The 13,208-nt window shown below is 66.6% G+C and carries 14 protein-coding genes; 8 read left to right on the forward strand and 6 right to left on the reverse strand.

What is annotated here, in order from left to right; all coding sequences use genetic code 11:
* The first annotated feature begins 124 nt into the window (after positions 1 to 124).
* From FB478_RS08495 to FB478_RS08520, 6 genes are all read left to right on the forward strand, one after another.
* On the forward strand, positions 125 to 1,144 hold the full coding sequence (locus FB478_RS08495) for an Lrp/AsnC family transcriptional regulator (RefSeq protein ID WP_144600185.1): 1,020 nt from the start codon (positions 125 to 127) through the stop codon (positions 1,142 to 1,144).
* Positions 1,145 to 1,339: 195 nt separating this feature from the next.
* Positions 1,340 to 2,791: a cation:dicarboxylate symporter family transporter gene (locus FB478_RS08500; RefSeq protein WP_144600312.1), complete on the forward strand. Its 1,452-nt coding sequence runs from the start codon at positions 1,340 to 1,342 to the stop codon at positions 2,789 to 2,791.
* 40 nt (positions 2,792 to 2,831) lie between these two features.
* The gene (locus FB478_RS08505; RefSeq protein WP_026266145.1) at positions 2,832 to 3,131 is read left to right on the forward strand and encodes a putative quinol monooxygenase; all 300 of its coding nucleotides are present in this window, start codon (positions 2,832 to 2,834) and stop codon (positions 3,129 to 3,131) included.
* Positions 3,132 to 3,223: 92 nt separating this feature from the next.
* A complete protein-coding gene (locus FB478_RS08510; protein WP_134165102.1) occupies positions 3,224 to 4,102 on the forward strand; it encodes a Rieske 2Fe-2S domain-containing protein in 879 nt (292 codons plus the stop codon).
* 151 nt (positions 4,103 to 4,253) lie between these two features.
* Positions 4,254 to 4,826 (forward strand): GyrI-like domain-containing protein, encoded by a 573-nt coding sequence (locus FB478_RS08515; protein ID WP_166673108.1) that lies wholly within the window; start codon positions 4,254 to 4,256, stop codon positions 4,824 to 4,826.
* A 3-nt stretch (positions 4,827 to 4,829) separates the two neighbouring features.
* Positions 4,830 to 5,663 (forward strand): MBL fold metallo-hydrolase, encoded by an 834-nt coding sequence (locus tag FB478_RS08520; RefSeq protein ID WP_018771738.1) that lies wholly within the window; start codon positions 4,830 to 4,832, stop codon positions 5,661 to 5,663.
* A gap of 86 nt (positions 5,664 to 5,749) precedes the next feature.
* Here the strand turns inward: FB478_RS08520 and FB478_RS08525 are convergent, their stop codons facing one another.
* The 5 genes from FB478_RS08525 to FB478_RS08545 form a co-directional block, all read right to left on the reverse strand.
* Positions 5,750 to 7,276 carry an HNH endonuclease signature motif containing protein gene (locus tag FB478_RS08525; protein ID WP_144600186.1) on the reverse strand — a complete coding sequence of 509 codons (1,527 nt, stop codon included), beginning with the start codon at positions 7,274 to 7,276 and terminating at the stop codon, positions 5,750 to 5,752.
* A gap of 81 nt (positions 7,277 to 7,357) precedes the next feature.
* Positions 7,358 to 8,557, reverse strand: coding sequence for an N-acetylglucosamine-6-phosphate deacetylase (locus FB478_RS08530; RefSeq protein ID WP_144600187.1), 1,200 nt, complete (start codon positions 8,555 to 8,557; stop codon positions 7,358 to 7,360).
* 3 nt (positions 8,558 to 8,560) lie between these two features.
* Entirely contained in the window at positions 8,561 to 9,364 is an 804-nt protein-coding gene (locus FB478_RS08535; protein ID WP_056391658.1) for a copper homeostasis protein CutC, read from the reverse strand.
* The gene (nagB, locus tag FB478_RS08540) at positions 9,349 to 10,128 is read right to left on the reverse strand and encodes a glucosamine-6-phosphate deaminase (RefSeq protein WP_056391656.1); all 780 of its coding nucleotides are present in this window, start codon (positions 10,126 to 10,128) and stop codon (positions 9,349 to 9,351) included. The genes FB478_RS08535 and nagB overlap by 16 nt, the downstream gene beginning before the upstream one ends.
* A 55-nt stretch (positions 10,129 to 10,183) precedes the next feature.
* Positions 10,184 to 11,434 (reverse strand): PTS transporter subunit EIIC, encoded by a 1,251-nt coding sequence (locus FB478_RS08545; protein WP_018770723.1) that lies wholly within the window; start codon positions 11,432 to 11,434, stop codon positions 10,184 to 10,186.
* Between the two features lie 231 nt (positions 11,435 to 11,665).
* Between FB478_RS08545 and FB478_RS08550 the strand changes: the two genes are divergently transcribed.
* Both FB478_RS08550 and FB478_RS08555 read left to right on the forward strand, forming a co-directional pair.
* Positions 11,666 to 11,896: a glucose PTS transporter subunit EIIB gene (locus FB478_RS08550; protein WP_018770722.1), complete on the forward strand. Its 231-nt coding sequence runs from the start codon at positions 11,666 to 11,668 to the stop codon at positions 11,894 to 11,896.
* Positions 11,896 to 12,354, forward strand: a complete 459-nt coding sequence (locus tag FB478_RS08555; protein WP_144600188.1) for a glucose PTS transporter subunit IIA — start codon at positions 11,896 to 11,898, stop codon at positions 12,352 to 12,354. The genes FB478_RS08550 and FB478_RS08555 overlap by 1 nt, the downstream gene beginning before the upstream one ends.
* 10 nt (positions 12,355 to 12,364) lie before the next feature.
* On the opposite strand, the gene FB478_RS08560 is transcribed toward FB478_RS08555, so the two are convergent.
* Complete coding sequence (locus tag FB478_RS08560; RefSeq protein ID WP_142070787.1) at positions 12,365 to 13,117, reverse strand: GntR family transcriptional regulator; 753 nt, start codon at positions 13,115 to 13,117, stop codon at positions 12,365 to 12,367.
* Between the last annotated feature and the right edge of the window lie 91 nt (positions 13,118 to 13,208).

Genomic DNA, 13,208 nt, shown 5'->3' on the forward strand with positions numbered 1-13,208 from the left:
GAAATAGGCATCAGGGCTTGTGGACTATTCTGAAGTGGCGTGGTTCACATCAGGCGAAAGCGCTGGAATTATTCGTGGAATGCCGTCTGCGGGCAGGATTCGCGCATCAAAGAAAGGTGGTCCGATGGAGCTCAGTGAGGATGACCTTGCCCTGATCCAGGTCCTGCAGGCCGCGCCGCGCCTGGGGTGGACGGACGCTGCCAAGGTACTGGACGAGCATGCCACCACGCTGGCGGCCCGCTGGGAGCGCCTTACGGAAAGCGGGGCGGCGTGGGTGACGGCGCACCTGGCGGGTGACCCGAAGCAGATGCTCCTGGCCTACGTGGCGGTGGACTGCGAAATGAACCGCCGGGACAGTGTCACGGCGGAACTGGCTGCTGTTCCCGAGATCGTGACGGTGGAGGAGGCGGCCAGCAACCGCGACCTGATGCTGACCGTCATCACACGTTCACTGGAGGAGTTCAGCGACAAGATCATTACCCGCCTCAAAGCGGTTGAGGGGCTCACAAAATACCAGGTGGCCCTGTGCACCCGGCTGCACAGCAGTGGCGACGACTGGCGGTTGAATGTCCTGAGCCGTTCACAGTTGGCCACGCTGCGGACGCTTGGCTCCCCGGCTGCTCCGGATTCCGCTCGGCCCGGCCACCTTCCGCAGAGCCACCTCGACCTGCTGCCGTTCCTTGCCAGGGACGGCCGCGCGACGGCGGCTGGGATGGCCCGCTCCCTCGGACGGCACCCGGCAACCGTGCAGCGTCAGTTGAACCGCGTGCTGGCAAGCGGCATCCTGTCGTTCCGCTGCGAGATCGCCCAGCGGTATTCGTCGTTTCCGGTGACCTGCCAGTGGTTTGTCAACGTACCAGCGGGCCAGCATGAGGCGGCTGCCGCCGGGATCCGCACCATCAGCAATGTCCGGTTGAGTGCCTCCACCACCGGGCCCACCAACTTTGTCATCATCATGTGGCTCCACACGCTGGCGGATGTCATGTCCGCCGAACTGGCGCTGCAGCAGAAGGTGCCGGGCATCGAGATCGTGGAAAGTGCGGTGATGCTGCGCACCGTCAAGCGGGTGGGCTGGATGCTGAAGGAAGACACGACGGCGAGTGGCGCCGTCGTGCATGCCGGAAGCCTGGGTGCCGCGGAGTGAGCGGGCATTGCGCCGCAACAGCGCACACGTCCCCTGGATAGCACGCTTCATCTTTAATAGTTCCGCATTACGGATTTATCTTTCCGGAAACATCCGTTTCCTACCGTTGGGGTGATCCTGCGGCGTCCGATGGCGCCGCCGTCCGAAGCAGGCGTCCTCCTGGATGACGTCCTCCCTAACGAACAGGCACCCCGCATGAAGACCACCGCGCCCGCACCGCAGCCGCAAGTTCCGGCATCCGCGCCACGCACGAAACCGCTGTACAGGTCCCTCTTCGTCCAGATCCTCGCGGCGGTGGTGGCGGGTATCCTGGTGGGCCACTTCTGGCCGGACCTCGGCGCAGGGCTCCGTCCGCTGGGCGACGGCTTCATCCAGCTGATCAAGATGATCATCGCGCCGCTGATTTTCCTGGTCATCGTCACCGGCATCGCCGCGGTCAGCGACGTGAAGGCCGTGGGCCGGGTGGGTATCAAGGCCCTGGCCTACTTCACGGGTGCCACCCTGTTCGCGCTGGTCTTCGGGCTGGTGGTGGGGAACCTGGTGCAGCCGGGAGCCGGGCTCAACATCGACCCCGCAACCCTGTCCCAGGATGCCCTCAATGCCAAAACCGCCACCGCCCCGCCCAAGGATGCCGGAGCCTTCCTGCTGGGCATCATCCCCACCAGCGTCATTGGCGCCTTTGCCGGCAACAACCTCCTGCAGGTCCTGTGCTTCTCCGTGTTCTTCGGGGCGGCGATCGTCGTCGTCGGACGTGAACGCTGCCTGCCGGTGATCACCCTGATGGAAACGGTGCTGGAACTGTTCTTCAAGATCATGGCCTGGGTGATGCGGGCAGCGCCGGTGGGTGCCTTCGGTGCCATGGCCTTCATCATCGGCCAGTACGGCCTCGATTCCCTGGGGACGTACGCTGTGCTGATTGCGGCCTGTTACGGCGCCGCGGTGGCATTCATCGGGCTGCTGTTCGTGGTGGCGTGGGCCTACCCGCGGGTGCCGCTGTGGCAGTTCATGAAATATACGCGCGAGGAGTTCCTCCTGGCGCTGGGGACGGCGTCCACGGAGTCCGTACTGCCCCGGATCATGACCAAGCTGACCAACGCCGGCTGCTCGCGTGCCACCACCGGGCTGGTGGTTCCCACCGGCTACTCCTTCAACCTTGACGGGGCCGCCCTGTACCTCTCCATCTCGCTGCTTTTCCTGGCGCAGGCATTTGGCTACAGCCTGGACCTGGGCCAGCAGTTGGCGGCCCTGGGAGTCCTGATGCTGACATCCAAGGGCATGGCGGGCGTTCCCGGTTCCGCCTTCCTGGCCCTGTCCGCCACTGCCGGGGCGCTGGGCATCTTCCCGGTGGCCGGCGTCGCGCTGCTGCTGGGCGCCGACCGGCTGATGGACTCCATGCGCGTCGTGGTGAACCTGCTGGGAAACTGCGTGGCCACCTTTGTCGTGGCCAAGTGGGAAGGGCAGTTCGACCGCGCCGCCATGCTACGTGCATTTGCCGGTGAAGGTACGACGGCGGAAGCGGCCGGGCAGCCAGCCCCCACCAAGGTGCCGGAAGAGGAAGCGCCGCGCTCCGCCGTCGGGCCTGCCCACCAAAGCGCCGTGTCAGGCGGCGTCCCTGCGGAGCCCGCCGCGCCGGCGGTGGTCCCGTAAGTTCACCACCTCCTTCAACCCCATGCTGCACAATGTCCCCATGACGTTTGCCAATGTGGGACTTCTTGGAACCAAGCCAGGCCAGCGCGACGCCCTCGTGGCCATCCTGCTCCGGCCCAAGCCCGGGATGAAGGAAGCCGGCTGCCTTCTCTATGAGGTGGGCATCAACGATGACCTGCCGGACACCGTCTTTGTTTCCGAACTCTGGGAATCCGCGGAAGCGCACCAGGCGTCGCTGGAACTGGCCAGCACGCGCGCCGCAATCGCCGAGGCGATGCCGCTGCTCTCAGGGGAGATGGGAGGCCACCGGTTTGCCGTTGTGGGGTCACCCCTGCGCTGACGGCGCCGGAGGCAGCCTGCCCAATAAACGGGTCTCCTGGACAGGGTGTTCTGTGATGAGTGGATTGCGGCGATTGGGGTAAGGGAGGACACATGAAACCGTTGCCCGCACTTGAGCTTGTCACCCGTTTCGAAGATGCCGAATGGCTTGACCCGTTGGCCAGGACTGTCCGGAAAGCCGTCAAGAAAGTCATCAAGCCCCAGTGGGCCCGGGACATCCTGCACGGCGTCCCCATCGGCCACCCGGTCCACCCCCTCGCTGTCCAGGTGCCGATTGGCGCCTGGGTCTCGGCGGGCGTGCTTGATGCCGTTCCCGGTGGCGAAAAAGCTGCCAGGTTGTTGATCGGTGTGGGCACCGCAAGCGTGCTTCCGTCCGCGCTGGCCGGGCTCATGGACTGGTCGCAGCTGCACCCGCAGCAGCAGCGGGTGGGCCTGGTGCACGCGGCGGCCAACGTCACGGCAACCGGCCTCTACATTGCATCACTCGTCCAGCGGGCCAGGGGCGGCCAGGGCGGCGGCAAGGTACTTGCGTACCTGGGGCTCGCCACCGTGGGCGCCGGCGGGTTCCTTGGCGGGCACCTGACGTACCGCCAAGCCGCAGGGGTCAACCACAGCGAGGAGATTCCGCACCGTTTTCCGTCCGGCTGGCATCCGCTGTCCCCGCTGGCCGAACTGCCGGAGGGCGGCCTCCATAAGCGCGTCGTGGCCGGTATTCCGCTGCTGGTCCACCGCGAGGGCACCACCATCAATGTGCTGTCCGATGTCTGCAGCCACCTTTCCGGACCGCTTCACGAAGGCAAGATCAAGGACGTCGGCGGGGACGCATGCGTGGTCTGCCCCTGGCACCGGAGCACGTTCGCACTGCGCACGGGCGAAGTGAAGGCCGGTCCCGCCACGTCCAGGCAGCCGGTCTTCGAAACGCGCGTCACCGGGGACACCGTGGAAGTGTGCCTGCCCGGGGCCGACGGGTAGTGCGGGCGGACGGGTAGTAAGGACATTCGGCCCTACTGGCTGCTGTCACGCCGGGGAAAACTGGCTCCATGGGTTGGCTGCGTGTACGGTGAGTGACCTCCGGCAGGACATTGCGTCTCTCTACAAAACCCGCAAAGGAACTGTCGACTTCGTGGACGTTCCTCCGCTGCTCTTCGCTGTCGTCCAGGGTCAAGGGGACCCTGATGGGCCAGCATTCGCCGGGGCGGTGCAGGCGTTGTTTACCGTCAGCTACGCGGCACACTTTGGTCTTAAGAAGCAGTCCGGTGAGGTGACAAAAGTGATGCCCCTCGAAGCCTTGTGGTGGTTCGAGGACCCGGATCACACGGAGCCGACGGAAGCCGTGAGCGCAGGCTTCACGGGACTCGGGGGCTTTGCCCGGGAGTCATGGCGCTGGCAGGCCATGATGGTGCAGCCTGAACCGATCGATGAAGCCCTTCTTGAGCGGGCCGTGGAAGAAGCCCGTCCCAAAGGGCTTCCCGGTTTGGAGTTGGTCCGCTTCGAGCGTTGGGAAGAGGGCCGCTGCGCGCAGGCGCTCCATATCGGTCCCTACGCGGATGAAGGCCAGACCATCGCCCTTCTGGACGCGGCCATCACGGCCGCCGGATTGAAGGTCCGGGGGCGGCACCATGAGATCTACCTCGGCGATCCGCGACGCAGCGCACCGGAAAAGCTGCGCACTTTGCTTCGCCACCCAGTGGTGTGATTCATGATGGTGCGGATTTCAGAACCACGGGAGATTGCCTCCGGAGTGGTCCTCATGACCACCGGTTCAGGGCCCATGGCCTCAAATCTCTACCTTGTGAGGTCAGGTTCCGCGTGGGTGATGGTTGACTGCGGATGGGCGGCCAGTGCGGAGCCGGTCCGCAAGGCTGTGGAAGACATGCTCGGATCCGGGACTGCGCCCGCAGCCATCTTCCTGACGCACATCCATCCCGACCACTCGGGCGCTGCCGGGGCCCTGGCACGGCGGTGGGACATCCCGGTGTTCGTCCACCAGGCTGAATTGCCCATGGCTGCCGGGCGGTACATCCCTGAGTTCTCCATGCCGTTGGACCGGTGGCTCATCGCCCCGTTCCTGTGGTCCCTGCCTGCCCGTGCACGCCGGCGGGTTGAAGCAGCCGGCGACATCACCGACGTGGTGCAGAGCCTGCCCCGGGATGGAAAAATGCCAGGTCTACCCGAGTGGGTCGCCGTCCCAACGCCCGGCCACACCGCCGGACACGTGGCCTACTGGCGATCCCGCGACGGTGTCCTGATCACTGGTGATGCTGTTGTGACGGTCAACTTGAACTCGATTCGCGGGCTCCTGCCGGGAAGACAGGATCTGTCCGGGCCTCCCTGGTACACCACGTGGAACTGGAAGCTGGCCATGGAATCAGCCAGGCGCCTGGCGGAGCTGGGCCCACGGTTGCTGGCACCCGGGCACGGACCGCCCCTGGCCATGGGGGTGGTGCCCCGGCTCCGGGCCCTGGCCGCCAGGGAGCGTGCCTTGCGGATTCCACTTCGTCGCCGCCTTGGGGGAGCGCCCGAGGCTGCATAGCCACATGGGCGTCGGCAGTAAACCAGGCATGCGTAACCGCTGCTCCGCCGCAGCCTGACGGTCAGTCTCAACCTACGTGGCCAGTCTTAGACGGCGAGGCGCTCCAGGAGCGCTTCCTCTAGGAGGCTTCGTTGCCCCGGGAGGGTGCCTGGCGGCCAGTGGGTTGGTTGGGGGTCTTGGTGTTCGGGGTTGTAGTGGCGGCCTGTGGGTGAGGTCCAGCCGGGTGGTCCGTTGTTGGTGGCGGGGTCGGGGGTCCAGGCGCGGGCGTGCTTCAAACGGTGATGTTTGGGGCAAAGCTGCGCCAGGTTCCGGACGGCTGTTCTGCCGCCGTGTTCCCAGGCGGTGAGGTGGTCGGTGTGGTTGTCGGGGGTGTGGTTGGTGCAGCCGGGGAAGGTGCATTTTCCGTCCCGCATGCGGATCCATTGTTTGATGGTTTCGGGGAGCCGGTAGCGGGTGCGTCCGATCTCCAGGGGTGCCCCGTCGCGGGGGTCGACCAGGACGCGGTAGAACGACTCCGCCCCGTCCGCGACAAGCCTCCGCGCCATCGACGCCGGGATCTGGCCAAGGCCGTCCAGCACCGCCGGCTCATCGGTGAGGCCGAGCAGGGCGAAGACCGGCACGGTGACCAGGACATCGGCCCGCGGGGTGGGAACCTTGCCAACACCACCAGTGCTCCCTGTGCCGGAAACGCTGCCTGCGCCCGTTCCCGCAGCATCACCAGTAGCCCGTGCAGCCCCACCCACAGCAGCCTCGGCCGTGGCCGTGGCGTTTCCGGTGCCGAGGAGGAGTGCTGCTGCGATGTCGGGGCCGAGTTGGGTGAGGGTGCGGGGCTCGTTAGGGCCCTGCAGGCCGCGGGCGGTGGCGGTGGTGCGGTTCCAGATGGCGCAGGCGGTGTCACCGGGGAGGTAGAGCGAGAGCCAGGCCATGCCGTCGCGGTCCGGGGTGTATTCCATCCGCCGGTCCGCGACGCCTTTGGCGTGGCGTTTTTCGAGGGTTTCGGGGTGGTGGCGTTCCCGCCAGGCGCGGACCTTGGCGCGGAACCGGGCGGGGACGAGTTCGCCGGGCGCGGCGCCGCGGGCGGGGTTGGGGGCGTCGGGGTCGAAGAAGTGCGCCACCAAGGCAGCAGCCCCGTCGGGGGTGAGGCCTTCGGTTTCGTCGGCGACAATCCTGGCATGCTGCCACGACACCGACCCAGACGACAATGCACCCATCACCCGCGGCAATGAACACATCCGCCGGGACTGCTCCACCAAAGCACCCGCCGCCCCAGAACTCACTGTCAGGACTCCGGCGATCTCCTCCACCGCGGACATCTCCGAAAACATGCGCTCATCCACCGGGGCGTCAGGGGCAAGCAGTGCCTGCTGGAAACCGACGCACTCCGCCGCATCGCGCGCCTTGACCGCCGCGAGCTGAGCCTCCAACCGCCACACGGCCGCCACCCGCTCCAGACACAACTCGTACCGCCGCTGCAACACATCAACAGCGGCACCTGCGACGGCCCCCAAACCAGCTGAATCGAGGGAAGCGTCTTCCAGAACCAGTACATCCAACGCAGCAACGGAGGCACGAACGCCCTCCATCACCGCCGCCAGGTCAGTACTGATTTCCATAAAAACATCGTCCTACGAGGCACTGACAATAATAGGTCGTGGGTAGGCCACGGCAGCAGACGCCCATCGCCGCAATGCAGCTCAGCCGGGTGCGGTGACCCATTCGCCGCTTCGCAGCACTGCCTTCAGGTTCAGGTCCTGGTCAAGAACGACGACGTCGGCCTGCATTCCGGCGCGCAGGTCGCCCGCATACGCCGAGAGACCCAGCAACGATGCCGGGACTGCCGACGCGGAGGTGACGGCATCCCGCAACGGAACTCCGGCAGCAACGCAGGAGCGGATGACGTCCAGCAACGTGCTGGTGCCGCCGGCAATGGCGCCAGTGGCGTCAACCCGGGCTACGCCGCCGGCAACTGTGACGGAGAGGGACCCCAGCCTGTACTGGCCGTCCTCCAGCCCGGTGGCGGCCATCGAATCGGTCACCAGCGTGATGTTGTGCGGCCCCACAAGGTCAAACACCAACTTCACGGTTTCCGGTGCCAGATGCACGCCATCGGCAATCAGCTCCACCACAGCCTGCCCGGCCTTGGCTGCGCTGAGGCTCGCCGATACTGGCCCGGGGGAGCGGTGGTGAAGCGGCGGCATGGCATTGAACAGGTGGGTTACCGTTGGGCGGTTCCTGCCGGTGGAATTGCCGGCCGAGTCCAAAGCCGCGGCCGCGCGCGCCAGGAAGGCTGCCGCTGTCGCATGGTCCGCGGCGGTGTGGCCCAGGGATGGGATGATGCCGCGGGCCGCAAGCAGGGCGGCAAGTTCGGAGGCGCCGGGCAGCTCGGCCGCCAAGGTCATGGAGGCCAGGGTTGGCCCTGCCGCGGCCAGCATGCGGGCCACCACCTCAGGATCCGGTTCCAGGAGCAGGACGGGATCGTGCGCGCCACACTGCTGGCCTGAGAGGAACGGACCTTCCAGGTGCGATCCGGCAATCAGCCCCAGGCCTGCCAGCTCCCGCAGTATCTCCAGGTTCCGGACCAGGTCCCCGGGCTCTCCGGTAACCAGGCTGGCCAGCAGCGTGGTGGTCCCGCGGCTGTGCAGGTAGCGTGCCGCCCGCTCGGCGCCGTCGGGATCGCCCTCCGAGAAATCCGAACCGTAGGCGCCATGGCAGTGCACGTCCACCAGTCCCGGCACCAGGATGCGTCCGGCGGGTGCGTCCGGCGGAAGTACCCCGGGGAAGTCCTGCGCCGGGCCCGCGAAGGTGACCAGGCCGCCGTCGGCCGCCACCACCCCGTCCGCAATATCCAGCGAGGCGGTGACGATGCGGCCGCGAAGAAACAGTTCCTTGCCCATCGGTTACCGTCCTTCGTTCGTCGGTTGGGGCAGCGGCACGGCCGCCACGGCGGCAGCCATGCGGGCGGCCAGTCCGTGGTCCGCGGCGCCGGCGCGGTCCCCGCCCGCCCCGCCCCCTTCCCGGGGCCGCGCTGAGGTGTGCACGGCATGGACTCCCGCTTCAAGGAGCGACGGTACCAGCGCCAGGGTGACACCCCCACCGGCCATGATCTGGACCGAGGGAGCACTCCGGCGTCCCTGCCGCACAATCCTGCGCAGCATCTCCAGCCCCGCGGCGCAGTCGGGGGCCCCACCACTGGTGAGGACCCGGTCCACCCCTGCGTGCTCCAGCCGGGAGAGCGCCCCGGCAGGGTCCAGGCCGGCGGCCAGGGCTGCGTCGAACGCGCGGTGGAACGTGACTTCGGCATCCGGCCTCACGGCCCGCGCTGCTGCCACAATGTGCCGGATTGCCTGGACATCCGGGCCGCCGTCGGATGCCAGGACACCAACCACCACGCCCGCGGCTCCGGCACCCAAAGCCGCAGCGGCATCGCGCTCAATGACATCGAGCTCGCCGGGCGAATAGGTGAAGTTGCCCGGCCGCGGACGCACCAGGACATGGACGGGAAGGCCCAGGCCGCACGCCTGCCCGATGGTGCCGATGCTTGGCGTGACGCCCTCTGTCTCCGCCAGGGCGGCGCACAGTTCAACCCGGGCCGCGCCCACGGCGGCGGCCAGCCGGACGCCGTCGGCATTCTCCACGGCCAGCTCAAACTGCGGCGCGGTGCATTCCACGGACACCAGCCTGCCGCTCAGAGTCCCTGCCATGCCGGCTTCCGGCCGAAGGTGTCCTGGTAATACTCGCGGTGGGCGAGCCGGGAGGCTGCGGCCTCGTCCACCAGTACCGAGACGTGCGGGTGCAGCTGGAGGGCCGACGCCGGGCAGATGGCCGCTACGGGACCTTCGACGGCGGCAGCCACAGCCTCTGCCTTGGCCTCCCCCGTGGCCAGCAGCAGCAGGTGCCGGGCCTCACGGATGGTTCCCAGGCCCTGGGTCAGCACATGGTCCGGCACCTCCTCCGGTGCATCAAAGAAGCGGGCGTTGTCCAGGCGCGTCTGCCGGGTGAGCGTCTTGATCCGCGTACGGGAGGCCAGCGAGGACATGGGTTCATTGAAGCCCACATGGCCATCCGTCCCGATGCCCAGAATCTGGATATCCACGCCGCCCGCGGCGGCGATCCGGGCCTCGTAAGCGGCGGCCTCCGCCTGCGGATCCCGGGCCATGCCGTCCAGTCCGCGGACCGCGCCGTCGCCGAAGTCCACGCTGGTCGTGAATTCCTCCCGGATGACCGAGTGGTATGACTGCGGATGCCCGGCAGGCAGTCCCACGTACTCGTCCAGCAGGAACGCCTGGGCCTGCGCGAAGCTCAGGCCGCCGCTGCGGTGCCGTTCGATAAGTTCCTGATAGGTGCCCAGCGGGGTGGACCCGGTGGCCAGTCCCAGGACGGACGGGCCGCGGCGGACCTGGTCCTCGATGGCATCAGCGGCCGTGCGGGCCACGTCGTCAGGGGTGGGAAGGATGATGATTTCCATGCGCTCTGGGTGCTTCCGGTTGCAGTTGCGGGAGATGGGGATGAAATAGGTGGCGCTACTTGGCGGCGTCGGTCTCCACGGTGACTTCGTCGTCCTCGCGGCCGGGGGTGCGCAGATTCCAGCGCTTGATGACGAAGGAGAAGAGGAAGTAGTAGATCGCCGCGTAGCCAAGTCCTATGGGGATGAGCAGCCAGCCGTTCTGTGATTTGCCGAAGTTGAGGACAAAGTCGATCAGGCCTGCAGAGAATGTGAACCCGTGATGGATTCCCAGCGCGTTGACCAGGGCCATGGACGTTCCGGTCAGGACGGCGTGGACGATGTAGAGCGGGAAGGCCACGAACATGAAGGAGTACTCAAGCGGTTCGGTGATGCCGGTGAAGAAGGCGGTCAGTGCGGTGGAGAGCATGATGCCGCCGACGATCTTCTTCTGCGAGGGCTTGGCGTGGCGCCAGATGGCAAGCGCTGCTGCAGGCAGGCCGAACATCATGATGGGGAAGAAGCCGGTCATGAAGATGCCCGCGCTGGGGTCTCCGGCGAAGAAGCGGTTGAGGTCACCGCGGACCAGGTGGCCCGAGGCGTCGGTGTAGTCACCGATGAGGAACCAGACGCCGGAGTTCAGGATGTGGTGCAGTCCCGCGGGGATCAACATGCGGTTGGCGAAGCCGTAGATGCCGCCGCCGGCAACAGCATTGCTGGCCACGGCCTGGCCCACCGCGGAAAGGCCGGCGTTGAAGAGCGGGTAGGCCAAGGCAAGGACGACGCCGGCTACCAGGCTGGAAACGGAGGTCAGGATGGGCACCAGGCGGCGGCCGCTGAAGAATCCAAGGAAGTCCGGCAGTTTTGTGCGGTAGAAGCGCTGCCACAGCGATGCGGAAAGCAGGCCCACCACAATGCCGGCCAGGACGCCGTAATTGATCATCGCCTGCTTGCCGGCCGGGTCAACCTGTCCTGCCAGGACCAGCGGGGACATGGCCTTGAAGACGCCGTCGATCACCATGTAGCCAACGACGGCGGCCAAAGCAGTGGAACCATCGGCCTTCTTGGCCCAGCCGATGGCAATGCCCACCGCAAAAATGAGCGGCAGCCAGGTGAAGACCGCATTGCCGGCTGCGGAGATGACGGCGGCGCCGCCTTCGAATCCAGGAATGGCGCCAAGCAGGTCGGCCTGGCCAATGCGCAGCAGGATGCCTGCGGCGGGAAGAACGGCGATGGGCAGCATCAGGGTGCGGCCCAGGCGCTGCAGTGTGGCAAACGCCTTGTTTGGCTTCTTTTCGGGAGCCAGGGCGGCGGTCTCGGATGTTGACATGGTTGCACCTCTGCGGGTTCGGGTGGGGCTTGTAAAGGAGGGGTTCCAGCCGGTACTGTCTGGTTATGACCAGTTCAGTGTGATTCATCCCACGAGTACCTGTCAAGGCAATGGGAAATCCCGCCGGGCCATTCAAAAGGCCGGTGGTGGAAGCCATAATTGGTCGCACTTGGGCCGCCGGCCCCGGTGAGGAAGCAGTGCTCCCAGCGGGCACCATCAGAAAGGGCAACCATGTCCAAAGCAGAAAAGATCATTGAAGGACTGGGCGGCGCCGGCAACATCGTGGAGATTGAAGCCTGCATTACCCGCCTTCGCACGGAGGTTAAAGATGGTTCCCTCGTGAACGAGGCCTCCTTGAAGGCCGCCGGAGCCCACGGCGTGCTGACCTCCGGCACGGCTGTCCAGGTCATTGTTGGCCCCGAGGCCGACAACCTGGCCGAAGACATCGAGGACCTCCTCTAGTGGGTCAGTCCCTGGTGGTGCTGGCACCCATCGCGGGTACCGTAATTCGCCTTGCCGAAGTCCCGGACCCTGTGTTCGCCGGCCAGATGGTGGGTTCCGGCGCCGCAGTGGAACCGCCGGCGGGCGAGATGTTCGACGTCGTGTCCCCCGTGGCGGGAAAGGTGGTCAAGCTGCTGCCGCACGCCTTTGTTGTGGTTGAGTCCTCGGGGCGCGGCGTCCTCACCCATGTGGGCATCGATACGGTCAAGCTCAAAGGCGAAGGCTTTAAGCTGCTGATTGCCCAAGGCGACACTGTCGACGCCGGCGCTGCCGTCATGCGTGTCGATCCCACCGCCGCCCTTGCGGCAGGTTACTCGATGGTGAGTCCCGTCGTCGTCCTCGATACCAAGCCGGACGTGGCAACGCTTACTGGAGCCGGCACGGTCACCGCCGGCCAGAAGCTGTTCTCGCTGGACTAGGGGTTGGCTTCTAGAGCCGGACTTCCATGTTCAGCGAGTAGCGGTCGGAGCGGTACCACGAACGTGAATGTTCGATGGCAAGGGGGCCTGAATAGGACACCCGGTCGAAGGCCAGCACCGGCGCCCCCGTGCCGGTTCCGAGGAGCGCCCCCACATCCGCGGGGGCGCCCTCGGACCGCACGCTCTGCCGTGCCCTGTCGATCTGGTGCCCGAACTGCGCGGCGAGGGCTTTGTAAACCGAGCCGGTCAGGTCGATGTCCAGAAGGCCGCGGGCATGTTCGGGGTTGTACCAGGCGTCATCCACGCTGACCGGCCGGCCGTCTGCCAGGCGGAGGCGCTTCAAGTGGATGGCCTCGGAGCCCGGCGGCAGGCTGAGCGCCTCTGCCGTATCCGTGGGGGCAGCGCCCGCTTCGGCCACCAGCACCACCGTACTGGGCACGTGTCCCATCGCCTCCATTTCCTGCGTGAACGAAGCCAGGTGGAGTGTTGACTGCACTGGGGAATCCGCCACGAAGGTACCCTTCGCCGGAACCCGGACCAGGTGCCCCTCGTTGACCAGGCGGCCGATGGCGGCGCGGACTGTAATGCGGCTGACACCGTAGGAGTCCATGAGCGTCCGCTCGCTGGGAAGCCGGGCGCCGGGCTCCAGTTCCTCTTTGGCGAGCTTGAGTATGATCAACCGCAGCTGCTCGTGCTTGGGGACCTGGGTGTTATTGATGGCCGTGGCCGCCGCTCCGGCGGTGCTCCTTGATGTGGCGGACAATTGAGGCCCCTCCTGCTGCTGGATAAGTCCGGTCCGGACCACCTGCTTGGATTATTCCACAGGCGCGGGCCGCGGGGGGCCGCCCGGCCAC

The organism is Arthrobacter sp. AG367, from assembly GCF_007828995.1.
Classification (GTDB): domain Bacteria; phylum Actinomycetota; class Actinomycetes; order Actinomycetales; family Micrococcaceae; genus Arthrobacter.